This window comes from Mesorhizobium sp. WSM4904 (genome assembly GCF_029674545.1).
Classification (GTDB): Bacteria; Pseudomonadota; Alphaproteobacteria; order Rhizobiales; family Rhizobiaceae; genus Mesorhizobium.
Window position 1 is genome coordinate 4,928,707 of sequence record NZ_CP121354.1, and the last position, 22,447, is coordinate 4,951,153.

27 protein-coding genes are annotated in these 22,447 nt (G+C 62.7%); 10 read left to right on the forward strand and 17 right to left on the reverse strand.

The window, feature by feature from the left end; all coding sequences use genetic code 11:
• Positions 1-20: 20 nt before the first annotated feature.
• The 6 genes from QAZ47_RS23655 to QAZ47_RS23680 all read right to left on the reverse strand — a co-directional run bounded on the left by QAZ47_RS23655 (position 21) and on the right by QAZ47_RS23680 (position 6,838).
• Positions 21-1,091 carry an ABC transporter permease gene (locus QAZ47_RS23655; RefSeq protein ID WP_278203202.1) on the reverse strand — a complete coding sequence of 357 codons (1,071 nt, stop codon included), beginning with the start codon at positions 1,089-1,091 and terminating at the stop codon, positions 21-23.
• Positions 1,091-2,608: a sugar ABC transporter ATP-binding protein gene (locus QAZ47_RS23660; protein ID WP_278203203.1), complete on the reverse strand. Its 1,518-nt coding sequence runs from the start codon at positions 2,606-2,608 to the stop codon at positions 1,091-1,093. Before QAZ47_RS23660 ends, QAZ47_RS23655 begins: the two co-directional genes overlap by 1 nt.
• Complete coding sequence (locus tag QAZ47_RS23665) at positions 2,605-3,618, reverse strand: LacI family DNA-binding transcriptional regulator (RefSeq protein WP_278203204.1); 1,014 nt, start codon at positions 3,616-3,618, stop codon at positions 2,605-2,607. The genes QAZ47_RS23660 and QAZ47_RS23665 overlap by 4 nt, the downstream gene beginning before the upstream one ends.
• A 322-nt stretch (positions 3,619-3,940) precedes the next feature.
• On the reverse strand, positions 3,941-4,714 hold the full coding sequence (locus tag QAZ47_RS23670) for a serine protease (protein WP_278203205.1): 774 nt from the start codon (positions 4,712-4,714) through the stop codon (positions 3,941-3,943).
• Between the two features lie 80 nt (positions 4,715-4,794).
• On the reverse strand, positions 4,795-5,790 hold the full coding sequence (locus tag QAZ47_RS23675) for a caspase family protein (protein WP_278203206.1): 996 nt from the start codon (positions 5,788-5,790) through the stop codon (positions 4,795-4,797).
• Positions 5,791-5,827: 37 nt separating this feature from the next.
• Positions 5,828-6,838 (reverse strand): hypothetical protein, encoded by a 1,011-nt coding sequence (locus QAZ47_RS23680; RefSeq protein WP_278203207.1) that lies wholly within the window; start codon positions 6,836-6,838, stop codon positions 5,828-5,830.
• A gap of 342 nt (positions 6,839-7,180) precedes the next feature.
• Between QAZ47_RS23680 and QAZ47_RS23685 the strand changes: the two genes are divergently transcribed.
• The 4 genes from QAZ47_RS23685 to QAZ47_RS23700 are packed head-to-tail and all read left to right on the forward strand — an operon-like array spanning position 7,181 to position 12,082.
• Positions 7,181-8,263 (forward strand): hypothetical protein, encoded by a 1,083-nt coding sequence (locus tag QAZ47_RS23685; protein WP_278203208.1) that lies wholly within the window; start codon positions 7,181-7,183, stop codon positions 8,261-8,263.
• Positions 8,242-9,618 (forward strand): hypothetical protein, encoded by a 1,377-nt coding sequence (locus tag QAZ47_RS23690; protein ID WP_278203209.1) that lies wholly within the window; start codon positions 8,242-8,244, stop codon positions 9,616-9,618. The genes QAZ47_RS23685 and QAZ47_RS23690 overlap by 22 nt, the downstream gene beginning before the upstream one ends.
• Complete coding sequence (locus tag QAZ47_RS23695) at positions 9,615-10,943, forward strand: hypothetical protein (protein ID WP_278203210.1); 1,329 nt, start codon at positions 9,615-9,617, stop codon at positions 10,941-10,943. Before QAZ47_RS23690 ends, QAZ47_RS23695 begins: the two co-directional genes overlap by 4 nt.
• Positions 10,940-12,082: a trypsin-like serine protease gene (locus QAZ47_RS23700; protein ID WP_278203211.1), complete on the forward strand. Its 1,143-nt coding sequence runs from the start codon at positions 10,940-10,942 to the stop codon at positions 12,080-12,082. The genes QAZ47_RS23695 and QAZ47_RS23700 overlap by 4 nt, the downstream gene beginning before the upstream one ends.
• 45 nt (positions 12,083-12,127) lie before the next feature.
• Here the strand turns inward: QAZ47_RS23700 and QAZ47_RS23705 are convergent, their stop codons facing one another.
• Positions 12,128-13,348 (reverse strand): anion transporter, encoded by a 1,221-nt coding sequence (locus QAZ47_RS23705; RefSeq protein ID WP_278230933.1) that lies wholly within the window; start codon positions 13,346-13,348, stop codon positions 12,128-12,130.
• Positions 13,349-13,951: 603 nt separating this feature from the next.
• On the opposite strand from QAZ47_RS23705, the gene QAZ47_RS23710 reads away from it, so the two are divergent.
• From QAZ47_RS23710 to QAZ47_RS23725, 4 genes are all read left to right on the forward strand, one after another.
• A complete protein-coding gene (locus tag QAZ47_RS23710; protein WP_278075780.1) occupies positions 13,952-14,119 on the forward strand; it encodes a Thivi_2564 family membrane protein in 168 nt (55 codons plus the stop codon).
• Between the two features lie 50 nt (positions 14,120-14,169).
• Entirely contained in the window at positions 14,170-14,460 is a 291-nt protein-coding gene (locus tag QAZ47_RS23715; RefSeq protein ID WP_278230934.1) for a hypothetical protein, read from the forward strand.
• A 131-nt stretch (positions 14,461-14,591) separates the two neighbouring features.
• Positions 14,592-15,044 (forward strand): GFA family protein, encoded by a 453-nt coding sequence (locus tag QAZ47_RS23720; RefSeq protein ID WP_278230936.1) that lies wholly within the window; start codon positions 14,592-14,594, stop codon positions 15,042-15,044.
• A 562-nt stretch (positions 15,045-15,606) separates the two neighbouring features.
• Positions 15,607-16,152 (forward strand): PAS domain-containing protein, encoded by a 546-nt coding sequence (locus QAZ47_RS23725; protein WP_278230937.1) that lies wholly within the window; start codon positions 15,607-15,609, stop codon positions 16,150-16,152.
• Positions 16,153-16,169: 17 nt separating this feature from the next.
• Here QAZ47_RS23725 and QAZ47_RS23730 read toward each other — a convergent pair whose 3' ends face one another.
• Positions 16,170-16,433, reverse strand: a complete 264-nt coding sequence (locus tag QAZ47_RS23730) for a hypothetical protein (protein WP_278230938.1) — start codon at positions 16,431-16,433, stop codon at positions 16,170-16,172.
• A gap of 185 nt (positions 16,434-16,618) precedes the next feature.
• Between QAZ47_RS23730 and QAZ47_RS23735 the strand changes: the two genes are divergently transcribed.
• Positions 16,619-16,795 carry a hypothetical protein gene (locus QAZ47_RS23735; RefSeq protein ID WP_278230939.1) on the forward strand — a complete coding sequence of 59 codons (177 nt, stop codon included), beginning with the start codon at positions 16,619-16,621 and terminating at the stop codon, positions 16,793-16,795.
• Between the two features lie 176 nt (positions 16,796-16,971).
• Here QAZ47_RS23735 and msrA read toward each other — a convergent pair whose 3' ends face one another.
• The 8 genes from msrA to QAZ47_RS23775 form a co-directional block, all read right to left on the reverse strand.
• A complete protein-coding gene (gene msrA / locus QAZ47_RS23740; RefSeq protein WP_278230940.1) occupies positions 16,972-17,490 on the reverse strand; it encodes a peptide-methionine (S)-S-oxide reductase MsrA in 519 nt (172 codons plus the stop codon).
• A gap of 172 nt (positions 17,491-17,662) precedes the next feature.
• Positions 17,663-17,893 carry a hypothetical protein gene (locus QAZ47_RS23745; RefSeq protein ID WP_278075771.1) on the reverse strand — a complete coding sequence of 77 codons (231 nt, stop codon included), beginning with the start codon at positions 17,891-17,893 and terminating at the stop codon, positions 17,663-17,665.
• A gap of 148 nt (positions 17,894-18,041) precedes the next feature.
• Positions 18,042-18,365 (reverse strand): hypothetical protein, encoded by a 324-nt coding sequence (locus QAZ47_RS23750; RefSeq protein WP_278230941.1) that lies wholly within the window; start codon positions 18,363-18,365, stop codon positions 18,042-18,044.
• On the reverse strand, positions 18,365-18,559 hold the full coding sequence (locus QAZ47_RS23755) for a hypothetical protein (protein ID WP_278230942.1): 195 nt from the start codon (positions 18,557-18,559) through the stop codon (positions 18,365-18,367). Before QAZ47_RS23755 ends, QAZ47_RS23750 begins: the two co-directional genes overlap by 1 nt.
• Positions 18,544-18,783 (reverse strand): ABC transporter permease, encoded by a 240-nt coding sequence (locus tag QAZ47_RS23760; RefSeq protein WP_278230943.1) that lies wholly within the window; start codon positions 18,781-18,783, stop codon positions 18,544-18,546. Before QAZ47_RS23760 ends, QAZ47_RS23755 begins: the two co-directional genes overlap by 16 nt.
• 104 nt (positions 18,784-18,887) lie before the next feature.
• The gene (locus QAZ47_RS23765) at positions 18,888-19,091 is read right to left on the reverse strand and encodes a hypothetical protein (RefSeq protein ID WP_278230944.1); all 204 of its coding nucleotides are present in this window, start codon (positions 19,089-19,091) and stop codon (positions 18,888-18,890) included.
• Positions 19,088-19,819: a glycosyl hydrolase 108 family protein gene (locus tag QAZ47_RS23770; protein ID WP_278230945.1), complete on the reverse strand. Its 732-nt coding sequence runs from the start codon at positions 19,817-19,819 to the stop codon at positions 19,088-19,090. The genes QAZ47_RS23765 and QAZ47_RS23770 overlap by 4 nt, the downstream gene beginning before the upstream one ends.
• A 517-nt stretch (positions 19,820-20,336) precedes the next feature.
• Positions 20,337-20,753 carry a hypothetical protein gene (locus QAZ47_RS23775; protein WP_278230946.1) on the reverse strand — a complete coding sequence of 139 codons (417 nt, stop codon included), beginning with the start codon at positions 20,751-20,753 and terminating at the stop codon, positions 20,337-20,339.
• Here QAZ47_RS23775 and QAZ47_RS23780 point away from each other — a divergent pair.
• Positions 20,752-21,552, forward strand: coding sequence for a hypothetical protein (locus tag QAZ47_RS23780; protein WP_278230947.1), 801 nt, complete (start codon positions 20,752-20,754; stop codon positions 21,550-21,552). The genes QAZ47_RS23775 and QAZ47_RS23780 overlap by 2 nt on opposite strands.
• Positions 21,553-21,567: 15 nt before the next feature.
• Here QAZ47_RS23780 and QAZ47_RS23785 read toward each other — a convergent pair whose 3' ends face one another.
• Positions 21,568-22,413: an FkbM family methyltransferase gene (locus QAZ47_RS23785; RefSeq protein WP_278230948.1), complete on the reverse strand. Its 846-nt coding sequence runs from the start codon at positions 22,411-22,413 to the stop codon at positions 21,568-21,570.
• Between the last annotated feature and the right edge of the window lie 34 nt (positions 22,414-22,447).

A 22,447-nucleotide genomic window follows, 5' to 3' on the forward strand; every position in this document is an offset into this window, starting at 1 on the left:
GGGATGCTGCCGCCGACCTCCTATCGTCCCAAACCCTCGCGGCGGCGAACGAGGGATTGAAGCACTGCCGCGAGCACGATGATCGCGGCGGTCGCGAGCAGCTGCATGGCGGGGGTGATGTTGTTGAGCTGAAGGATGTTGGCCAACGCACCTAGCATGATGGTGCCGGCCACGGTGCCGACCATCGAGCCGGCGCCGCCGAACAGGCTGGTGCCGCCGATGACCACGGCGGCGATCGCGGTGAGCTCGTAGCCCATGCCGTCATTGGCGCTGCCGAAGTTGAACTGGCCGGCATGCACGATGCCGGCAAGGGCGGAGGCAAAGCCGGTGATGGCGTAGACCGAGACCTTCACCATCGACACCGGCACGCCGGAAATGCGCGCGGCGCGCTCGTTGCCGCCGACGGCATAGACGTAGCGGCCGAAGCGCGTGGTGTTGAGCACCAGCGTGGCGATCGCCGCGAAGATGATGAAGACGATGGTCGCAACCGGCACGGTGTTGTCGAACAGGCGCTCGCCAAGCACCGCGAATACCGGCGGCGCCAGGCCTGGGCCGTCGCCATAGGAGATGTTGATGTACTGATTGCCGGAAACGACCAGCGCGAGCCCCCGCGCCGCCTGCAGGCCGGCGAGCGTGACGATGAAGGGCTCGAGCCGGAAGCGCGTGGAGATCGTGCCCTGGATGATGCCGAAGACGGTGCCCATGACGAGCACGGCCAGGATGGTGGCGATGAGGCCGAAGCCGCCGGAGATCATCATGGTGGCGGTGACGACGGCGGAGAGGCCAAGCACCGCGCCCACCGACAGGTCGATGCCGGCGGTGATGATGACGAAGGTCATGCCGATGGCGATGATGCCGGTCTCCGACACGGCGCGCACGATGTTGGCGATATTGTCGGGGTTGAGGAACAGTATCTCGCCGTGACGCCGCGGCGAGAAGATGACGCCGCCGATCGCCACCAGCACCAGGCCGATCAAGCTCTGGAAGCGCACGATGATCGCCAGCGGGTCGACGCGGTGCTTTTGCGCCCCGGGCGCCGCCGGGCTTGAAGCTGCCGGGTTGGCCGCCACCGAAATCTTCTGGTCCGACATCAGGCCTCCCTGCCATTTGCCGCGGCAAGCACGGTGTGCTCGTCGATGCCGCCGTTGAATTCCGCCACATTGCGACCCCGGCGCAGCACCACGATCCGGTCGCAAAGCCCGATCAGCTCCGGCATCTCGCTGGAGGCGACCAGTATGCCCAGCCCCTGCGCCGCAAGGGCTCTCAGCCGCGCGTAGATCTCGCCCTTGGCGCCGACATCGACGCCGCGCGTCGGCTCGTCGAGCAGCAGGAGCCGCGGGTTGCCGAGGATTTCCTTGGCCAGCACAACCTTCTGCTGGTTGCCGCCGGACAGCGCGCCGACGGCGATGTCCGGATTCTTCGGGCGGATGTCGAACTGGCCGAAGGACTGCCGCACGGCCTCAGCCTGGCGGCGTGGCGACATCAGGCCGGCCGGCGAGATGCGGCGGATCACCGACATCACCAGGTTGAGGCCGACCGCCATCCTCAGCATCAGGCCGCTGCCGCGCCGGTCGTCGGTGACGAAGGCGATGCCCGCCTTGCGCGCCGCATTGATGGATTCGAGTTTTACCGGGCGGCCGTCGACTGCGATCTCGCCCTGCCAGCGGCCGGCAAGGCCGGTGCCGTAGAGCGCGGACAGCAGCTCGGTGCGCCCCGCCCCCATGATGCCGGCCAGCCCGACGATCTCGCCTTCCCTGACCTCGAGCGAGATGCCGCTCGGCGGTTGCCAGCCGGCGCTTTCGCGGGCGAGCCTGAAGCTGGCGTTCTTCAAGCTGAGCAGCGTCTTGCCGGCGCTCTTCGCGCGTTCGGGATAAAGCTCGTCCAGCGGCCGCCCGACCAGGAGGCGGACCAGCTCGGCCTGCGGCGCGTGCGGCTCGGTGATACCGGCGACCCGGCCGTCGCGCATCACCGTCACCCTGTCGGCGATACCGGGCACTTCCTCCAGCCGGTGCGAGATATAGACGATGCCGACACCGGTCGCGGCGAGCTTCCTCATGATGTCGAACAGGCGTTCGACCTCGCCGACGGTGAGAGCGGCAGTCGGCTCGTCCATGATGAGCACGCGCGAGGCATAGGACAGCGCCTTGACGATCGCCACCACCTGGCGCTGGCCGATCGATAGGTCAGCGACGAGGCGCGCGGGGTCGATGGCGAGCTCGATCGCCTCCAGCCGCTGCTTGGCCTCGCGACGCATCGCCGGCACGTCGAGCATGCCGCCAGGCCGCATAAGCTCGCGGCCGAGGAAGAGGTTTGCCGCGACATCGAGCGACGGCACGAGGTCGAGTTCCTGGAAAATGGTCGCGATGCCGGCGGCCTGCGCCTCGCGCGGATTGTTGAAGGTGACCAGCTTGCCGTCGATGCGGATCTCGCCCTCGTCCGGCATGTAGACGCCGGACAAAAGGTTCATCAGCGTCGACTTGCCGGCGCCGTTCTCGCCGAGCAGCGCATGGATCTCGCCGGCCTTCAAATCGAAATCGACGCCGCGCAGCGCCTGGACGCCGCCAAAGCGTTTTACCGCACCGGTGACGGAAAGCAGCGGCGCGCTCATGCCGGCCTCGTGTGGGGCGGCCTCGCGCAGGATTGGCGCGCCTGCAGCGTTGCCTCGAGCCGCACCGCGCGCGGCGCCGCGTCGCTCGATGCGATGCGCTCGCTAAGCAACGCCGCCGCCTGCCTGCCGATCTCGGTGCAGGGCTGCTCGACCAGCGTCAGCCTGGGCTCGAAACAGTCGGCCCATTCGAAATCGTCGAAGCCGACCAGCGAGAGGTCGCGCGGGATCGAAAGACCCTTCTCGCGGATGGCACGGACTGCCCCGATCGTCGTCATGTTGTTGCCGGTGACCAATGCGGTGGGCGGCGCAGGCAGCGACAGGATCGCATGCGTCGATGCCGTTGCGCTCGCCGTGTCGACATTCTCCGGCGAGACATAGTGCGGCAGGCACTCAAGTCCATTGGCTGCGAGCGAGGCACGGAAGGCGTCGACACGCTCGCGCGTGGTGGCGAGCCCCGGCTGGCCGGCGATGTAGCCGATGCGCTTGTGGCCGAAGGAGGCGACATGATCGATCAGCGCCCGCATCGCCGTCTCGTTCTCGACGCCGATCTGGTCGAAGCGGTCGTCGGCGAAGCGGTCGATGAGCACGCAGGGCAGCTTCTTTTCGGCGAGATAGGCGATCGCGCGCTCCGGCGAGCCGGACGGCGCCAGGATGACGCCGTCGACGCGGCGCTGGTGGAAGGCGCGCACCACCTGAAGCTCGCGGTCCGGGTCTTCCTGCGTATCGGATAGGAACACCATCAGGCCGAGACGCGCGCATTCGGCTTCGACCGCACAGATGATGTCGGTGAAGTAAGGGTTGGAGATCGCCGATATGGCGAGCCCGACGCTATTGGTCGAGGCGACCTTCAGCGAGCGCGCCAGTTCGTTGGGCTGGTAGCCCATGGCGGCGATGGCGTCGTTGATGAGTTGCGCTTTCTCGGGCGAGACGAAGCGCGTGCGGTTGACCACATGCGAGACGGTCGAAACCGAGACGCCGGCGCGGCGCGCGACCTCAGCCATTGTCGGCATTGCGGCTCGAACGGAGTGCCCGCAAGCGCCCCTCCCCTGGATTGCGTTTCCCGTCCGCTCTGCGGCGGATCTGACGGAACCATAGTGCCATCGAAACGTTTGCGCAATCGATTCGATAGCAGGTTGTGAAAATCTTTTGGAAGCAGCGAAGAGAGCCTGCTTCGGGCGCCGATGCTTCAATTGTCGAGGCCGGCACTATCTTTCGATCGCCTTCCGGCGGGGATAATACGAAAGGCCAGAGCAATCTCGTCCGCCGCGCCGATCCTCCCCTCTACGGCCGCGCATGCGCCTGTCTCGAGCGCGGTGCCGGGCAACGGCAGGCTCAGTTGCCGTCGGCGACTGTCTTTATCCAGTTCATATACGGAAAGACCCTGGCATAGACGCCGTATTTCTTGGCAAGGCCGCAGCCATCTCCCCAACTGGAAAGCCCGACCAGGTAGGGTCCCTGCGGGGTTTCAACCACTGCCGGCCCGCCGCTGTCTCCGAGACAGGCGTCGCTACCGCCATTTACGTTTCCAGCGCAAAACATCGACGCCTTCACCTGCCCGTTAAGAGCGTCGGGGGCGTTGCAGACATCCGTCGTCTGCGTCGGCACGGACGCCTCGCGCAGATCGTCGCTCTTGGACGTCCTCCTGTCCGGATCGGTCACGCCCCATCCGCTGATCGTCAGGAACGTCCGGTCGAGCAGCGCATCCGGCATGTCGGCGACCGGAAGCGATCCCGACAAGCCATTGTCATCGACCTTGAGGACCGCCAGGTCGTTCTCCTTGGTCGCCGCATCGTACAACGGGCTGACGACCGACTTCGAAACAGCGTGCCGCGTGCCGCCGGCGGACAGTTTTGCCGTCCCGCCGAGCACGAAGATCGGATGATCCTTCGCCTGCAAAATGCAATGGGCGGCGGTCAGGACAATCGATGGCGAGAGGGAGACGCCGCCGCAAAACTGGGCGGCGAAATTGTTTGGGATCTCCGCATAGCCGATCGCCACTTGCCAGGCGAAAAACCCGGTTCGGGTGACAACCTGGCCTTCGATAATCTTCTTGTCGTCGCCGAACTTGCCGCTGCGCCAGGCCGCCTCGCTTTCTTCGAAAGTCATCTGGGCCCGCGCATTGGAGGACGAGACGAGCGATGCGCACTGCACGATGAAAAAAACCGCGAAAAGGCAGCGCCATCCTCTCATCGTCGCCCCGCCGCGATTTCCTTAAGCTTCTTCATGACGTCGATGATGTTCTGGCCGTTCCTGTAACGGATCAGGTAGTCCAGAACGGTATCCCTGTCCGAACTGGTCGATATCGACGCCCAAAGATCGTCCGCCTCCTTCAGGATGGTTGGCGTGAGGGTGATGTAAATCACTCCGATCATACCATCCTCCTCCACGGGAATGTTCCCAATATGGTGCAGATCGTCGTCGTTACGCACCCCAAGGAAATCATTGAAGATGGGACGCCCCGGCCTGCCGAAATTCTTCAACAGCGCGGCTGTGTAGGGGCTGTTTCTGTCGGTCGGCCGAACCGATTGATCCACCGACTGACCGTTGCGATTGGCGTAGCCGGTCAGGTATTCGGCGCGCTCGGCATACATCGACAGCTCCGGTTGCGGAACGCCGACGGCGTCCGAAAGCGACTTCGAGGAGGAGATCGAGGCCGTCTCGGATCCACGCAGAAAATCCACGTTGGCCACGGGCAGCTCGCTGTCCTTCCACTGGAGCTCATTGCGGCAGGCGTCGACCAGTTGGACGATGATGGCGTCGCGCATCAGCGTTTCGATAACGGTTTCCACGGCATAGCTGTTCACCGCTGGGTCATGGCCGCCGAGGCCGGCATCGACGGCCGCCAGGAACTGCTTGCCGCCTTCCGTGAAACCATGCCCGGAGAAATAGACCACGACAATCGGCTTGGTCTGCCGACTTGCCTGCCAGATGCTACTCCTGGAGACCAGATTGGCCAATTCGGCATCCATGTCGTTCTTGTGCGCATCGAGCACGATCCGCACGTCGTCGAAACCCAGTTTCGACTGCAGAAAGGAGCCGAAATCCAGCGCGTCGTTCCGTGCCCTGGGCACGCCGCCAACGTACTCGTAGTTGGCGTTGCCTATGACGAGCGCGATGCGTGGAACGGTGGTGTTTGCCAGGCAAGCAGATTGAGAAGCCAGCAGCGACGCCGCCAAGGTCAACAGAGACAGAACAAGCTCCCATCCCCGTGCCATCGGCCTATTGCCTGACAGGATTGAAGACGGCACTCATCTGCTGCTCCGACAAGGTCGCAAAGCCGACCACGCCGTTCAGGCCAATACGCCCGGCCGGCCCGGCGCTCCCGCTTCTTCCTGGCGCGCCGTCGAGACCGTTTTGAGCCATGATGCCGCATCGGCCGAAGTCTCTACCGGCGAGCCCGCCCGCGCCGGGTGGACCGCCGTCGCCCGGCCGGCCGCTTTCGGCCCCGAGGCCGGCGTTGTTTTGCACTTCCAGCTTCTGGAGCTCATCGGCCGAAGACGTGAAGACTAGCACGTCGCCGCTGCTTCCACCATTGCCACCGCCGCCGCCGTTCCCGCCATTGCCTCCGTCGCCACCAGAACCGCCGGCGGTTGGAGGACGAATACAGGTCTGGCTGACGAAAAGGTTCTTGAGAATATCCTTGCCGATCGAATCCGCACCCGCGGCGCCAGTGCCACCCCTTCCCCCAGTCTGGCCTTCGCCACCGGGTTGGCCGTCCATACCGGAGACGTCTATGCGGATACTTCCCTCGCCTTCAATATGCCTGAACAGCAAAACAAGCCCGGGAGCGGAAGCGCCATCGACACCAGCATTGCCTGCCTCCCCGTCATAGCCACGGGCGCCGGGCTGGCCGGGGTCACGCGCAGCGATGCCGTCCGGTGCCCGTCCCCGTGGCGGCATCTTACCTTGGCCCACGGGCCTGCTCCATGTGATCTCGACGTCACCCGAAACCTTGATGGTATCGGCCACGATGAAAATGCTGTTGCCCAGACCGGTGGGCGACGACGCTGGGAAAATCAGCTTGGTGTTCGGCGAGAACGTCATCGTTCGCGCGACTAGGTTCATTTCCTTGGTCTGCAGACGGCCCTCGAGGAACAAGGTTTCCGCCATGAAGCCGGTAAGGCCGCTGATCTGCCGCAGCACCGAAACAAGCGCGGCGGATTGAAACTCGGTGAATTCCTTGCGGTTGGCCGGTATGGCGCCGCCCGCCGACGCGAGTCCCAGCGCCAAAGCCGCAGCGTAGACAAGGCTACGGCGCCAAGCCGTAACGTGCCCACCTCGCCCCCGCATCCAGCGCCCCCAGCGTGTGAATCCAGTTTCGGATAAGACCTTAGTTTCATGGCGACCGATCCGCAATGGCAAACTCAGCGGGAGATGTTTCGCAAGGAGGGCGGCTCAATAACTTTCGCCATCGGGTTGTGAAGTTGTTCAACCCTGCTCCTCCAGGTCTTTCGCCAGCTCGCGTGAGCCGCTTATCCTCCCTATGCTCTCGTGCTCAGCTTTTTGATTGAAACCAAAAAATAACTCTCTATGATTTTTGCACAGGCAGTATCTCCGGGGGGGGAGGTCGGCGTGAGGGATGTCGATCTTTTTCGTAATTTCAGTCGTCTTTTTGTATCAATACTGTTCATTTTTATGGGCTGCTGGCCCGTTCGGGCGCAGACCACGCCCGCGCAGGTGGCCGAGCAGGTCACTGCGTTGCTCAATTTTTTGAAACCGGTCAACCTTGCGGCGCCAGGAGATCTCGATGACAAGAACTTCGATCCGCTCATCGAGCAGTTGCTAAGGCTTAGAGCTGCAAAGAAGCCAAGTATACTCGAAATAGAAAAGGTAAAAATATCATCCAGCCTTCTGGGAAGCAATTTCTCCACGGCCTTCCCGAGCGCCGCGTGGCCCCGTGACCTCATCGACGAAATAAAGAAGGCCGCGACCTATTTCGACGGGCTGGTCTTCCTTCGCGATCCTACCCAGGCGCTGCTCAGACGAATGGATGTGCTGACCGCCTCGGCACAGGCGATCGACATGGACGACGCCGCGGTGCAGGCTTCGGTCGAGGCCCTCGTCAAGAAGCTGACCGCCGGCAAGCCGACATCCGCGAGAAACCAGGCGAACCTTGCCAGGGACACGCTGAAGGGGTTGCTCGACGACGCCGCGATGAAAAGGGTGCTGATCGAGGACAAGGACGTCTCCAGCAAGCTGGCGCAGTTGCGAGAAGCGCTCCAGCCCTTTGCCGCCGATAAGCAGTTACGAGTCCACATTGTCAGCGCGCTTTACGGCGATATCGGCGCCATCAACGACATCCTTCGGCGCGGACATTCCGTGACGATGAAGGAACGGGATCGCTGGTGCTTGGCGGGTGCGGCGGTGGCGACGTCATGCGAGCGGCAGACGAACTGTCAGGCCAATGTGGATTTCAAGCAGGCGCTTTGCGGCTATGACCCAGCGCCTCTTATGGCGTCCGCCTACAAGGGGCTGGTCGTCGTCTATCAGTGCCGGAGCAATGACGACGCCCTTTGGAACGACGTCGATAAAATGGACTACACCAAGGCGCGCATCGATCGAAAATTCGTACCGCCGCCGCCGACAGCCACGACGCGCCTTACGCTGCTCTACAGCAAGGAACAGAGCTTCCGATGCGCGCCACCGCTGAACTGAAGCCTTTGCACCGGCGGCGCCCCCCGGGACGCCTTGGCCTGCGGCCGGCACAACTGGCGTTTGCGGCGCTATCGGCGATTTCGGTCCTGACTGCGGCGTGCTCGGTCGTCGAGACATACGGCGTTTCGGTTGCGCCCGGCGAACCTTCCCCCGATTTTCGTTGCAAGAGCGAAGCCGGTTCATACTCTCTGTCGGCTACAACCTGGTCCTTCGAAATCAACACCTATGACAACAGTCCCTTTGTGTTGGAAGCCATCCAGGAAAAGCACTATCCCGACGCTCGTCATACGTATTGCCTCGACTACCTGGCCTCGGGCCTAGCGAAGGATCAGCTCACCGTCGGCTACAGCTCGGCGGACACCAGCAAGGGTCTCGGGGGCGGACTCCTGGAGTATGTCGCCTCCTATGCCGTCGATAAGAGCCAGGTCGTCATCCGCAACCTGATCCGCGCCATTTTCATCGGCATCTCGGGAAGAGCGGACTTTACCTTCGCGCGCGAGTCGATACCGACCACGAACAAGAAAACCCAGGGTCGGTTCGAGGTCGATCCGCTCGACGAGCAGGAGATGGCGACGCTGAACAAGCGGCTGGCCGATTTCGGGTTCTGTCTCGTGCTTTCCGGATATTCCTTCGAGGAGGGACGCACTGGCACGTCTGCGGAAGCCTATTGCTCCGACCCGCTGGGCACGATCCGCAGGCATCCTTCGAAGGCTCTCGAACAAGCTCACCGACAAGCATGGCTCGTCGAGCAGCCGGAACGCACAGGTATCCTCTATCGCCCTCGCCTGCCCTATGCGCTGGAAATCTACACGCAGGACGATCCTCACCATAGCGCATGGCAATTGCGCAAGGTCACGCAGGTCGAGATCGAGAACATCTCCCCGATCGTTTCGCTGGGCATCAACCGGGCTCTTTTCGCCGAGGCGAAGGTCGGGCTTGAGTTCGATGCCGGCGTGCTGAAGAACTTCTGCCTCTCGAAATCGAGCGAGGTAGCCGGCTTCGTCGATATTCCGCTCGATATCGTCTACGGGATCACCGAACTGCCTGCGCAAACGATCAAGGCCGAGGTGGAGCGTGCGAACTCGACCGTCGCGCTGACCCAGGCACAAATGAACCTGCTCGACACCCAACGCCAATACGAACTGTTCCTGCGCGAGAAGAACACAAGCTCAAGCCTGGGCAGCCCTGGCGTCATTCAGAATTCAAACGGCTGCAACAACAACAACTGCACCGTCACCGCGCCCACCATGACGACCAACGAAGGGGTCAAGCAGGCCGGTCCGTTCCTGGAAGCGACTGGCCTCTGCCAGCAGCTCACCACCAAGCTCAGCGCGATCCGACCGGGGCAACCATGACAACGCCCTCGCCAAAGCGTTTCTCGAGGCCGTCCCTGGCGGCGATGCTGAGTCTTAACCTGCTGGTGTGCGGCTGCGGGCCGACGCTGGTCAGCGGACCGGTTGAGGAAGTGTCGGCTGGCCAAGGCGGCAGTGCAGGTTGCCGCTATCCGGCCGGCGCCTACGCGCTTCCGCTCGATCTTCTGCATGTCGAAATCCGCAAGACCGTGGGCGCGGATCGGGTTTTCTACGCCGCCCAGGACATTACGACACGGCGAACCGCCGATCCGAGCCGTCTCTACTGCTTGGATTTCCTCGGTTCGGCGCTTGCCAACGACAAGCTGGCCATCAGCCACGCAACCGATACCGGCAACGATGCCACATCCAGCCTGCTGCTGACCAAAATCGGCTCTGAGTTCGACGACAGGTCGCTCAAGATCGCCAACGCCGTGGTGGACGCCGCCGCGCAAGTGGCGGTTCGACCCCGAGGCGCTTTCGGGGTACCGGGGGACGGCAACAAGATCGAACTGGTCGTCGGGCAATTCGACTTCGATCCGTTCAACTACGAGCAGATTCAAAAGGTCAACCACGCGCTCAGATCGCTCGACCACTGCGTGTTTCTCGATCCGACCAATGATCCCTACGTGCCTGCTTGGCAGGCATCGCTCTGCTCTTCCGCCGCGTACATGCCGCCGAAGGATCCTTCCTATCACGGCCTGTCGGTGATCAAAGCCGATCCGCCACCGCTGTCCGACAAATTGCAAGGTGTGCTTTACCGCCCGCTTCTCACCCACAAGCTGGTCATCATGAAGCGAAACCACGACCCGGTAGGTGCTGAGTGGCAACTGTTCCAGACCAAGCGGGTGCAGATGACGAATGCGGCGCCGGCGTTTCTGCTCCAGATCAATCGCTCGCTCTTCGTCGACCGCACCATGGACATCGACTTCTCGAATGGTGTGCTGCAGGCCGTCAGGATCGACAAGCCGAGCGAAGCCGAAGCGCTTTCGGGATTCGTGCTGCGCACGATGCAGGTCATCGTTTCCATTCCGGTCAGAGCCCTGATCGTCGGCAAGACCGATGCGGACAATCGCAAGGCCCTCATCCAGGCGCAGGCCCAAATGATAGCGACGCTGGAGGCCTATGACCAAGCCGTCGAAAAGGAAAAGCAAAGGCGCCAGGCCAACTCCACAACTGCCAATTCGCCGGTGCGCAGCACGCTCGCCGTACCTGCGACAGCCGATCCATCAGCTCAAACGGATTTGTCGGCCTGCCTCAACGCAGCCGCCGCCACGGAGGATCCACTTGCCAAATGCACCGAGATTCTCCAGGGAGCCGGAGTGCAATGAACGGCGCCTGCCGGTTCCTCATGGCTGTCGCGGTGCTTTGCCTGTCCTTGGCTGCACGGGCGCAGGAAGTGAGGCACGACGTTATCTATCCGGCGTGTCCGCCTTCTCCCAATCCGTTTTGCATGGCGGCCGATTTCCGAAGCCTGTTGCGATTACAGACCAGCGGCGGAGACATAAGGCTGATTTCCGACGACAGCCTTCTGATCGAAGTTGATGCCACCGGACACGCAACGAGCGGTATCCACGACCGAATCTTCGAAGGTATCCGCATTCCGCCTATTCTGGACGAGGTGGTTCGCATCGAGTTCGATGTAGGGCTCAGCCGGCCGGCGCTGTGCACCGGCGTCGCGCTGAACAGGAATACGGTCCTAACAGCGGGCCATTGCGCGTGCGCCGTGCAGGCAGCCTATCGCGTCAGCTTTCCTCGATATTCCGGTAAGATGTTTCGAGCTCAGGAATCGGAGTTCCACGATCCGCGCAAGCTGTCCCGCCCGCCGCTGCCTTTTTTGGGCTACGATTGCCGGCGACTGATGTATCCCCAACCGGGAAAGGACCTGGGACTGCTCTTCCTGGAGCCGTCCGCCGCGCCATCGAGCGAATTCGACCCGGTGGCGCCTCCGGCGGCGCCATTTTTCCTCCTGCACGACATGCTCAACAAGGGTGAGCTGCGCAATCTGCTCATTTTTGGCTACGGGCGGCGCGAGGACCAGACAATGCCTCACGATCTGATCGGCGCTTCGACCCCTATCCGCGACCCGTTCTGCCTGCGCGACAGGTACGATGGAGCACAATGCGGCATTTTTCGCGAATTCACTCTTTCCAGCCTGGTGACGGAAGTCGATCCGGGCGCCGACACATGCGACGGCGACAGCGGCGGGCCGGTTTATTTCATCGGAACCAAATCGTTGCCGGAGGGGGTCGAACTGCACCGAATGCTGGTGGGAATAACCTCCAGAGGGCTGGGCGGCGTACCCCAGTTCGGCCAGGGTTATTGCGGTGGTGGCGGCGTCTACACCGCGGTTGCGCATCCCGACGTGTTGAAATGGTTGGCCGTCAATGGAGTGCCATTGGAGGTCGGCCTGACGGCGAAAAGATTTGCCGAGAAAGCCTTCGTCGAAAAATCCATCTTCGACCAATAGAGCCGAAGGCGCGGCAAGGTTATGCTGCGGTCGGCTGCAGCTTGGCTATAAGGCGAGCCACGCCGTGCCGGCGAGGAGCGTCAGCAAGGTCAGCGGCAGGCCGACCTTGAAGAAGGACATGAAGGAGAGTTCCTTGCCCGCCGCCTTCGCCTGTTCGGCGACGATGAGGTTGGCGACGGAGCCGAGCAGGGTGAAATTGCCGGCGAGCGTCGAGCTCATCGCCACGACCAGCCAGGCGCGCTCGGGGTTTTCGAGTCCCGGGATGAAGGGCCGCAGCGCCAGCACCGCGGGCACGTTGCTCATGATGTTGGAAAGCACGGCGGTGAAGCCGGATAGCCGCCAGACATCGTCGAGGCCGATGGTCTTTGCCCAGGCGATCATGTCGGGGGTGAGCAGCGTGCGCTCGGCGCCCGCCACCACCACGAACAGGCCGGCGAACATGAAGAGCAGCGGCCCGTCGATCTCGCGATAGATGCGGTGCGGCTTGATTGCGCGGGTGACGAGCAGGAAGGCGCCGGCGATCAGCGCCGCCTTGGCGACAGGCACGCCGGCGAAGAAGGCGACCGCCAGCGCCAGGCAGACGATGGTCGCCTTCAGCACCTGCCCCGGCAGCATGCGGCCGCGATAGACCTCGGGGCTGAGCTCCGCGGGCCGCGCAAATTCGGCACGGTAGACGATGCGGATGATGACGATGACGGCGACAAGGCCGAACAGCGCCACCGGCGCGAGCGCTGCCGTGAAGGCCGGATAGGAAATGCCCGACAGCGCGCCGATCACCATGTTCTGCGGATTGCCGGTGATGGTGGCGACGCTGCCGCAGTTGGAGGCCGTGCAGGTGGCGATGAGATAGGGAACCGGGTTGCGCCGGATGACGCGGGTGACGTGGACGACGATCGGCGCCATCACCAGGCAGATCGCGTCATTGACCAGGAAAGCGGAGAGCACGCCGGTCAGAAGCGTCACCATGATCAAGAGCATGAACGGCGCGTGCGCGTGCTCGATGGCGAAACCGCCAAGCGCGCGGAAGGCGCCGGACACCTTCAGATGCGCCACCACGATCATCATGCCGAGCAAGAGCGTGATGGTGTCGAAATTGATGGCGCGGTAGGCGTCCTCGATGCCGATCGCACCGATGGCGATCATGGCGGCCCCGCCGAGCAGCGCGATGCCGGCACGGTCGAGCCTGAGGCCCGGAATGCGCCCGACGGCCACGCCGGCATAGGTGGCTGCCAGGATGAAAAGCGCGCCGGCGCCCGTCCATGTCATTGCCAGAGGTTCCCGCTCATCCTGCCCGGCGGAATCTGCCCGGGGCTCTTGTGGCCCCACCTTTAGCAAGGGTGGCGCAAAGGGGAAGCGGCGGCTGTTGAAACTTTCGTCATCCGCCCGGGAGCTTTTATATCTCCAATAGCTAATGTAATGTTTTCCGAAAATACCGGACCGATAATCCAAGGCGTTGGGGACGAAACGGATGAACACGGTCGTTGAAGGGGAGCATCATGTCTCGGCTAAGGAGAATCTGATGCCCTCGACGGAATGCCGGCGCTGCCACGGCGCCAGGAAGGTCTTCGTTTGCGCTCGCTGGGCCAGTTCCAACGGCCACTGCTGCCCGGACGGGACGCACCGGCTGAGCTGCCCGGGATACAGCGCCGTCTGCGTGGAATGCGCCGGAGGTGACGGCCGGAATACCTGACTGGTCTCGTTTCGGGGAGTTTGCAGGCGGGCCGGCCCGCAAGCGGCCGCCGCCATATGAGCGGGTCACCCCTGCCCTGTTCTTTGCCGTCGCCTAAATACGCGTCTTCCTCGATCTGGAACCATTCCAGCGTCCACAACGTTGGAACCAGCCCACCTGGTACAACTGGAGGCAGGCAAATGGGTGTATCGATTCTCATCGGCATCCTGATCACCTTCCTTGTGGTGATCCTGGTGCTTTATCTCATTCAGCGCCTGCCGCTCGACGGCCGCACAAGACAGATCGCCCAGGTCGTCGTCATCATCATCGGCATCATCTCGCTGCTCAGATACCTTGCGGTGTTCTAGCGGCGAACCATATCTGTCACCGCAAAGCCATGACTGGAAGCGGTGTCTGCATGAAAAGCCTGTCGATCGCCCTTGTTGCCGGCACGATCTTGTGGACCGCGGGCGCCGCCGATGCGCGGCCCGACACGCGCGCCATGACCTGTGCCGAGACGCAGGCGCTGGTCCGGAGCCGGCACGCTGCGGTGCTGACGACCGGGCCCAACACCTACGACCGTTTCGTGCGCCAATACGGCAACGAGTGCGACTGGCCGGAAATCCCGATGTCGGTCGCGGTTCCGACACGCGACGGTCCCTGCCGCGTCTACCGCTGCGAAGAGCCGGTCTTCAACTTCCCGAATTGAGAATCACTTCGCCTTGGCAGGCATGTCGGGAACCGTCGCGGCTTCGCGCGAATTGTAGCGGGAACGACCCGGGCGACGCCAAGACGTTGAACTGGAATTTGGTCTGCGTCGCGGAATGAGGAGGAAGCGCCATGTCCGACGATATCATGCGCAGCGGCAGTTGCCTGTGCGGCGGCGTCCAGTTCCGCGTGACCGGCGCGCCGTCGAGGGTCGGCCTTTGCCATTGCAAGGACTGCCGCAAGACCAGCGGATCGGCCTACCAGACCTTTGCCGTGTGGCCGCGCCAGGCATTCGAAAGCACGGGAATCACCAGCACCTATGGCGGACGCAGCTTCTGTCCGACTTGCGGCAGCCGTCTGCCATCGGTCGGCGAAGACGAGGTCGAGGTGATGATCGGCAGCCTGGACGTCGCGCCGACCGAAGGCTTGGAGCCCAGCTACGAACTGTGGATCGGCCGACGCGAGCACTGGTTGCATCCACTGCCCGAGGCGCGGCAGTTCGAGCATGACAGGACCGCCGACGATTCGGCGGCCGATCACGGTGACCCGGAGCCAGGGCGCGAGCCGTATCGGAAGTCAGCCTAAGTTCTTGGCGACGGCAGGGCTTAAGTCCTAGACCGGAGAACGCTTCGGTCCCAGTGAGCCGGCGACATGCCTGCAAATGGTTGGCCACGGCCGCGCTGCCCTGTCTTCTTCTTTAAGTTCGCGCATTTTCAACCACCGGTCGGTTGCCGGCGCGGCAATGGCCGTTAGCATCCACGGCGCGGCGAAACCTTTTGGAGGCCGCTTTGGCCGGCGCGGCTCAGGCAACACACCAGCATTGCCGCGCCGGCCTTGCAAGACCGATAGAATGTCCAACCTTGGCTAGGCATCCGGTCGAATACAACCTTAAGGTTGCATTCGAATTTTGACGATTTTGCTTGTCGCACAAAGTACCAAGCTTCCATTACGACAGCGGGGTGAAAATCGTTTCAGCGAGAGAAAATTTTCATCATTTGTAATTCTGGCCATGGCAACTATGCCTTCAAGCTCTGCGAGCAAGCAGCAGCGCCTATGATCTCTGGCCCTGTACAAAAGGCCACCTTTGTTTCTTTGGAATTTTGCTACATACTGTCATCGATTCTTGAAACCGGACGGGGCGGTTTTCATGACCTGGGCGCCTGAACGCGGCCGCAACGTGCACATGCGGTATCCACCGATCGACGGGTTTTGGACCTGGGACATCAAGCGCGACCGCGTCTATGGTGATGCCAATCTGTCCGCTTATTTCGACCTGACACTCGAGGAATTCTCGCACGGCGCGCCACTGGAACGGTGGATGCAAAGCATAGAGCGGGAAGACCAGCCGAGGGTACGGCTGGCGATCCGCAAGGCCATAGAGCGCAGGTCGGGCTTCCGTGAGGTCTACAAGGTCCGCTCGGAGAAGATGGGGCTCCGCAAGATCCTGGCGGTTGGCCAATGCTATGTCGATGGCATGGGCGAGGCAGCTCTCTATCCCGGCTGGTTCGTCGACCTGACGCAGGATGCCGCGCGCGAGGAGTATTCGCTGCGCGAAATCCACAACCATGTCGAGCAGGCCAAGGAGATCGCGCAGTCGGCCGGGCACGACATGCTGTCCTACCTCCTGGACAACATTCAGGAAGAGATCCAGCAGAGACTTGGCGAGAAATCGAGGAGGCGCAAATCGTCGTGAAGCGGCCAGTCTCTAGGCTAGCTTCTGGGCGGCAGCTTGCCGCGCCTGCCGACCTCTGCCGTCACCATGCGCGCAAAATGCGACTGGGGCGAGCGGCGCTCGATGAGCCTGGCTCGCTCGAGGGCGGCATCGCCATAGAATTCGATCAGCACATCGGCCGCCTTGACGGCGTCGGCCTTCAGCCTGCCGATATCGGCCTCTCCGCCGGAGGGTTCGCTCCTGGCAACCACGTCAAGCATGGCTTGCAACTTGTCGGGAGTGCTGCCCTCGTCTTCGTGCATGGTCGCTATCCGATTGGATCCGGAAAAATATCGACATTTTCGCGATATGTCCAACAGCTTTGCCGATCGAGCGCAGGAGCAACCGGATATAGCTTCGCCGTTAATCAGACCACAATCTTCGTACAAGTATAGTGAGCCAAACTTCCCATGCAGAGATTGGGGCACCAATGAACCAGCCAAGCAAAATGGAAAACCTGCAGTTTGCGCAGGGGATCTTGCGAGAACTTCGCCAGAAGGCTGAAGCCGACGGCGAAAAGCTTCTGACCTACCTCCTCGACATGGCCTATCTCGAAGTCAGCGACCGCATCCGCGCCCACTGGATCGGCAGCCACGAGAACGAGAATCGCCGGGCCAAGGGCTGAGGCCGCCAGTCGGCATCTTGCCGGCACGCTCCGGCTCGCCAAAGGCTAAGGGCGCATCGCCTGAATTCGTTTCGTCGCGACGCTTAGAACAGCGCCCAGAACGCAAAAAAACCGCCATGCCTTTCGGCACGGCGGTGTGATCGTGGACAGGAGGCTACTTGCGTAGCCGCTATTTTCTATGATGCGGCGGCTTTTTCCCGGACGGGAAGCTTCCAACCCGGCCGTACGAAATGGCAAGTGTAGCCGTTGGGGTAACGCTCCAGATAATCCTGATGCTCGGGCTCGGCCTCCCAGAAGGGCCCGGCCGGAGCGAGCTCGGTGACCACCTTGCCCGGCCACAGACCCGAGGCGTCGACGTCGGCTATGGTGTCCTCGGCCACCCGCTTCTGCTCGTCGCTGGTGTAGAAGATCGCCGAGCGGTAGCTCATGCCGATATCGTTGCCCTGGCGGTTCCTGGTCGTCGGGTCGTGGATTTGGAAGAAGAACTCAAGCAGCGTGCGGAAGCTGGTCTTGGCTGGATCGAAAATGATCTCGATCGCCTCGGCATGGGTGCCGTGATTGCGGTAGGTTGCGTTCGGCACGTCGCCGCCGCTGTAGCCGACACGGGTGGAGATCACTCCGGGGAAGCGGCGGATCAGATCCTGCATGCCCCAGAAGCAGCCCCCGGCAAGGACCGCGCGTTCGGAAGAAGCCATGTCAAACCTCCTTTGGATTTCTCCATAGGTGGGGATTGTGGCCTGCTTCTTCCAGCCGCTCAAGCGATTGGAAAGGGCGGAGGAAACGAACTCAACCAAACGCAGCACAGGATTTTTGCCGATGCTCGCCGATTTGGGCAAACCAGCGAGCATCGGCAGCCTGAGGTCAGCCTCACTTGGGCCCCTTGTCGCCCCTGCCGTTGTTGCCGGGATTGCCCCGGTCATGCCCCTTGCTTTCGCCGCCGAGGCAGTTGGCGTCGCCGACGCCGCAGCAGCGGCCGGCCCAGAGCTTGTTGGTCGGCGTGTTGTCGCATTCGTATATCTGCTGGCCGGCCATCGCGGAGCCGGCCAAGGCCGAGACGGCCACGGCGGCCAGAAGTGCATTGCGCAGGATTGCAGTCATCGGAAAATCTCCATGGGTAGACGGTGTTCATTTGCACCCATGCGTCGCACCGCGAGGCGAATTGGTTCACGGAGTTTTCGGAGAAATTCCTACTGGCGGTTTCGCGATCGCCGACGGCTGACACGGATCGGCCGTACCTGGCCGCCCCTCATTCTTCCGGCGCGGACCTGAAGCGCCTCACCACCACTTCGAACACGATGTCCGAAATCCACATGGCCGAGACGCCGATGAGGAAGGCGGCGGCGAGCGTGGTGGTGTCGTCGGCGGCGTCGGGCATCGGCAGACCGCTCGCCTGAACCCAGGCGACCACGGGCAGCGTCAGATAGGCGGCGGCTAAAGCGCCGCAGATCGGCGAGGCCACCATCTCGCGCAATTTGTAGCGATGGCGCGACAGTGCCCTCAGCACCCCGCCGGCGAGACCGGCGGCCACCACCTGGCCCTTGACGCCGAGCAGATCGAAGATGTCGTGCATCAGGGCCTCCAGCCGCAGAGTTTCTCGCCCTTGCGGTTGTGGGCGAGAAGCGCCCTCGCCTCCTCGTCCGACAGCGTGTCGACGGCCTTGCCGGAAAGGCGCAGCGGCGAGGAGACCGCGCAGAAGCCGCCCTTGGCTGTGGCGCAGCCGCCGAGCGCGACGGCGAGAACGGCGGCGATCAGTCCTTTGCCCATGACTTCAGCTCCTTCTTGACCGCACCGGCGGGCAGCGCGCCGATATCGTTGTCGATCTGGTCGGCAAGCGCGCGGGCCGCCGCCTCGGCTTCGGTCTGCCTGGCGCGCTGGGCCCTGGCGCCTGCGAGCCTTTGGTGAAAGCCCCAGCCAAGCGCCGCAATGACGGACGCCAGCATGCCAAGAAGCGCCGGATTGCCGGAGAGGAAGGACAGGAGCGCCGTCATGCCAGCCACCACACGACAAGCGCGCCGACGAAAAGCAGCACGGCGACGACCCAGGGCAAAGCCTGACGGATGAGTTCGGTGACGACCTCGACCATTTTGCTGCCTCACTTCGACCAGTGGAATTTGCGGGCGAGCGCGTACCAAGCCTCGGCGGCAAGGCTGAGCGCCAGGCCGATGCCGGTTTCGAGCGCCATCTGGATGTCGGGATCGGCCGACAGCGCGGCGGCATCGCCGGCGCCGAGCAGGCCGCGCGCGACGAGAACGCCGGCGCCGTAACGCAGCGCGATGCGGATGATGACGGCGATCATTGGCAGAAGGCTCCGAGAAGATGGCAGGGAAGATGCGCGAACCAGGCGGCGGCCGAGCCGAGCACCAGCGCGACCAGGGCGAAGATGCCGGCCGCCTTGGCGGGCGGCGCCGATGGAGTGGCCGGCGGAACGCCATGACCGCGAGAGGCGGCAACGGCTGACGGTGCGACATCCGGCTCCGGCGATCGGAGCGAAGGCTGGCTGGGCACCGCAGGCTGCGCCGAGATGAGCAGCGCCTCGGCGCGCACGGAGGCGACGCGCGCGCCCCAGCCCTTGCCGAAGGTCGGCCAGGTCGGCAGCCGTTCGAGAAAGGCGAGCCGCGCATCGCAAAGTGTGTCGATGACGACGCCGGCGGGCTTTGCCCGCGCCGCGGCGAGTGTGGCCGGGCCGATGCGGCCGTCCTGCGCGACGCCGAGCACGGCCTGCAGATATTTCGCCGCCCTGCCCGGCCCGCTGTTCACCGCAAAGTCGAACACGGCGTAGTCGATGCCGTCGGGCAGTTCCGCGCCGGCCACCGCATCCCAGTAGAAACGCCGATAAACGGTGGCGACCTGCGCATCCGATATCTTCTTCAGATCGGCCTTGCCGGCGTCAGGCTTCACGTAACGGCGGAAGTTGGCGAGTGTGACGCCCTTCATGGTGGCGCCGCCGGGATCGGCCTTTTTGTCCGACCAGCCGCCTTCGGATTCGAGCACGAGCGCAAGCGCCCGCGTGAAGTTGCGGTCCATGGGGGCTCCTTGGGTTGCGGTGGAAAAGTTTTGCCGGCGAATTGTGTTCGCGCGGATTTAGCGCTTTAGAAAAACCTTAATTGCCGTATGGTAATGTCAGGAGATGGCGGTTGGGAATCCGCCGGGGGGGGCTAGCGGCGTCACGGCGCCGCAGGGTTGGGGCAAAATGAGTTTATTGTTATCGCAAACAGGCGAGTGCCGGGGCTGCGGCGGCACCGGCACGGTCTTCGAATGTCCGAGATGGCGCAGTTCCAACGGCCATTGCTGCCCGGCGGGAACGCATCAGCATCGGTGCCCCGGGGTCAGCGTGATATGCGCGGAGTGCGAGGGGACCGGTGGAGTACGGATTGCTGAAGAGTGCGCGGCGGAGCGGGCAATCTAGAACGTTGCATCATCTGGCTGTTGGAGACGCCGCCGCCAGGATCGGCGGGATTGTCGGACCAACTGCGTTGGGATTCGAGTACGAGCGCCCGCTGGAAATTGCGGTCCATGGCAGCCTCCAGGGTAGCGAGAAGTGTTACGGGGCGAGGATCGTGACCGGGTCGAGCCCGAGCAGGCGTACAAGTCCAACGGCGTCGGGATCGTCGCAGTAGACTGCCGGATGGTCGGGAGCGAACCAGCGCGCGAAGTAGATCGGATTGGCCGTGAGCACTGCGTAGGCTTGCGGCATCTTGCCGGCCGCGATGATGCGGGCCTGCACGACCGATTTCAGCACAAGCTGGCGCGCGGCGGGCGCTGCGGTCCAGGCGCCATTTTCCCATACTTGGCGCGCGTCTTCCGGCGCCTCGGGCACCTCGATCGCGCTTTCGGGTGGTTCGGGAGACTGCCGGACAGGCAACCTCTCGTTTCCTTCCTCGTCTGGACCCTGCGCCACCCATGCGCCATCGAGACCGCCGAGATAGGTGCCATTGCCATCAACGAAATATTTTGTCATGTCGCTGATCCTGATGAATGACGTTTTTGGTTACATCGCCTACGGCGAGAACGAGCTTTATCATCGCGGCGCCCTACTCAGCGCGCTGAAGCTTTTGCATTACTGCCCGACCGCCAAGATACTGGTCGCGACCGACCGGGCTGAAGTCTTCGCCGATTATCCTGTCGAAACGTTGGTTGTGACGGCAGAGCAGAAAGAGCAGTGGTCGTTCAACCAGCGCTATCATTTCGGCATCAAGGTCGGCAGCATGATCGAGCTTTTGAAGCGCGCCGATCGATTGCTTTTCATGGACAGCGACCACTATCCGACAGGCGATCCCTCGAAGGGCTTTAGGCTTATTTCACCAGCGCGCTCGATCATGCGCAGATGCGAAGGACCGCACGCCTGGTGCCCGAGACTTGAAGGGCAAAACGTTCGGATCGGCGACTATGTCGTGACCGGGCATGAGCCGATGTGGCAGAGCGGCATCCTCGGCCTGCACCATGACAACCTTCCCGCCCTGCTCGATGCCTATCTGCCTATGCTCGCCGTTCATGAGATCGCGAAAATAGATGCTGCTGAGCAGTTCTGTCTGGGGATTGCCCTATCCCAAAACGGTCGGACCATCGGACCGCACCATCTTCCCATCCGAGACTACAACACGCGCGGCAAGAAGCGGTTTGCCGGGCCACGCGTCCGTGAGTTCTTCAGCACATACGGCGCCGAGCCAATCGCTCAGCAGATTGCTCGCGCTGCAAGATATCGCCTCTGGCGAACGCCTGTGGACCTATGGCACCAGCGGCATGAGTGGTCATTTTGACCTCTAGGTCATCCGCTACGGCAAAAGCAAGATATCGCGCTGCTCAACCACGTCGCGAATGGCCGTCTCCTTTTCAGAGCCGCCGGCCCCAAAAGCAATGCAACGACGGTAATGGCTGGCCAGATAGTCGGCCGTCGCCGTCGCCTTTGCCGGGCCGTATTTTTCCGGGCTGTATTCCATGAGGATCGGCACTCGACGCTGTACCAGATCGGACATGGATTTTAAGGCGTCCGGCTCCGCGCCCTCGATGTCCATCCACACCAGGCCGATATCGCCTGGACTGACGCCCGCCTCGCCCAGCAGCCCATCGACACGACGAAGCGGCACCTCAACAGATCGCGAGCCTCCGTTTGGCTTGATCACACTGCTAGCGCCGAAATTGGCATCACCGAAATAGAGATCGATCGAACCTTCCCCGTCGCCGGCAGCGCATTCAAAAACGGACACGGCATCCGAGAGGTCGTTGAGAGCCAGATTCTGCCGCAGCAGTTTTGCGTTTCGCGGGTCCGGCTCGACGGAGATTGCGCGATCGAACTTGCCGCTGCGCATCAGGTAAACGCTGTGCGTGCCGATGTTCGCGCCGAGTTCCAACAGTATGTTCCCCGGCGGCGTCCCGATCAGATCAAGAACCCTGTTCGCCAGATCGCGCTGATAGTGCCCTTTCCGAAATAGGTCTCTACCGATCGTTTCACGCGGCGAAAAGGTGAGTTGGTGGTCATCGAATTGTTTCGTAACCAAGATGATATCGTCTTTGAGCGACAACATGCTGGTCGTCTGAAACCAGTCGAAGGACCGCAATTTCGCGAAAGCACTATCGCGCAGGCGACGGATGGCTTCTTCGACCGGAACGAGGATTTTCATGGTGTCAGCTATTGGCTACAATTTCTCCGATTTG

Excerpts from the sequence above, each read along its gene's own strand:
- QAZ47_RS23655 (WP_278203202.1), bottom strand. The coding sequence starts at position 1,091 with ATGTCGGACCAGAAGATTTCGGTGGCGGCCAACCCGGCAGCTTCAAGC.
- QAZ47_RS23660 (WP_278203203.1), bottom strand. The coding sequence starts at position 2,608 with ATGAGCGCGCCGCTGCTTTCCGTCACCGGTGCGGTAAAACGCTTTGGC.
- QAZ47_RS23665 (WP_278203204.1), bottom strand. The coding sequence starts at position 3,618 with ATGCCGACAATGGCTGAGGTCGCGCGCCGCGCCGGCGTCTCGGTTTCG.
- QAZ47_RS23670 (WP_278203205.1), bottom strand. The coding sequence starts at position 4,714 with ATGACTTTCGAAGAAAGCGAGGCGGCCTGGCGCAGCGGCAAGTTCGGC.
- QAZ47_RS23690 (WP_278203209.1), top strand. The coding sequence starts at position 8,242 with ATGCGCGCCACCGCTGAACTGAAGCCTTTGCACCGGCGGCGCCCCCCG.
- QAZ47_RS23695 (WP_278203210.1), top strand. The coding sequence starts at position 9,615 with ATGACAACGCCCTCGCCAAAGCGTTTCTCGAGGCCGTCCCTGGCGGCG.
- QAZ47_RS23700 (WP_278203211.1), top strand. The coding sequence starts at position 10,940 with ATGAACGGCGCCTGCCGGTTCCTCATGGCTGTCGCGGTGCTTTGCCTG.
- QAZ47_RS23705 (WP_278230933.1), bottom strand. The coding sequence starts at position 13,348 with ATGACATGGACGGGCGCCGGCGCGCTTTTCATCCTGGCAGCCACCTAT.
- QAZ47_RS23710 (WP_278075780.1), top strand. The coding sequence starts at position 13,952 with ATGGGTGTATCGATTCTCATCGGCATCCTGATCACCTTCCTTGTGGTG.
- QAZ47_RS23715 (WP_278230934.1), top strand. The coding sequence starts at position 14,170 with ATGAAAAGCCTGTCGATCGCCCTTGTTGCCGGCACGATCTTGTGGACC.
- QAZ47_RS23720 (WP_278230936.1), top strand. The coding sequence starts at position 14,592 with ATGTCCGACGATATCATGCGCAGCGGCAGTTGCCTGTGCGGCGGCGTC.
- QAZ47_RS23725 (WP_278230937.1), top strand. The coding sequence starts at position 15,607 with ATGACCTGGGCGCCTGAACGCGGCCGCAACGTGCACATGCGGTATCCA.
- QAZ47_RS23730 (WP_278230938.1), bottom strand. The coding sequence starts at position 16,433 with ATGCACGAAGACGAGGGCAGCACTCCCGACAAGTTGCAAGCCATGCTT.
- QAZ47_RS23735 (WP_278230939.1), top strand. The coding sequence starts at position 16,619 with ATGGAAAACCTGCAGTTTGCGCAGGGGATCTTGCGAGAACTTCGCCAG.
- msrA (WP_278230940.1), bottom strand. The coding sequence starts at position 17,490 with ATGGCTTCTTCCGAACGCGCGGTCCTTGCCGGGGGCTGCTTCTGGGGC.
- QAZ47_RS23745 (WP_278075771.1), bottom strand. The coding sequence starts at position 17,893 with ATGACTGCAATCCTGCGCAATGCACTTCTGGCCGCCGTGGCCGTCTCG.
- QAZ47_RS23750 (WP_278230941.1), bottom strand. The coding sequence starts at position 18,365 with ATGCACGACATCTTCGATCTGCTCGGCGTCAAGGGCCAGGTGGTGGCC.
- QAZ47_RS23755 (WP_278230942.1), bottom strand. The coding sequence starts at position 18,559 with ATGGGCAAAGGACTGATCGCCGCCGTTCTCGCCGTCGCGCTCGGCGGC.
- QAZ47_RS23760 (WP_278230943.1), bottom strand. The coding sequence starts at position 18,783 with ATGACGGCGCTCCTGTCCTTCCTCTCCGGCAATCCGGCGCTTCTTGGC.
- QAZ47_RS23765 (WP_278230944.1), bottom strand. The coding sequence starts at position 19,091 with ATGATCGCCGTCATCATCCGCATCGCGCTGCGTTACGGCGCCGGCGTT.
- QAZ47_RS23770 (WP_278230945.1), bottom strand. The coding sequence starts at position 19,819 with ATGGACCGCAACTTCACGCGGGCGCTTGCGCTCGTGCTCGAATCCGAA.
- QAZ47_RS23780 (WP_278230947.1), top strand. The coding sequence starts at position 20,752 with ATGTCGCTGATCCTGATGAATGACGTTTTTGGTTACATCGCCTACGGC.
- QAZ47_RS23775 (WP_278230946.1), bottom strand. The coding sequence starts at position 20,753 with ATGACAAAATATTTCGTTGATGGCAATGGCACCTATCTCGGCGGTCTC.
- QAZ47_RS23785 (WP_278230948.1), bottom strand. The coding sequence starts at position 22,413 with ATGAAAATCCTCGTTCCGGTCGAAGAAGCCATCCGTCGCCTGCGCGAT.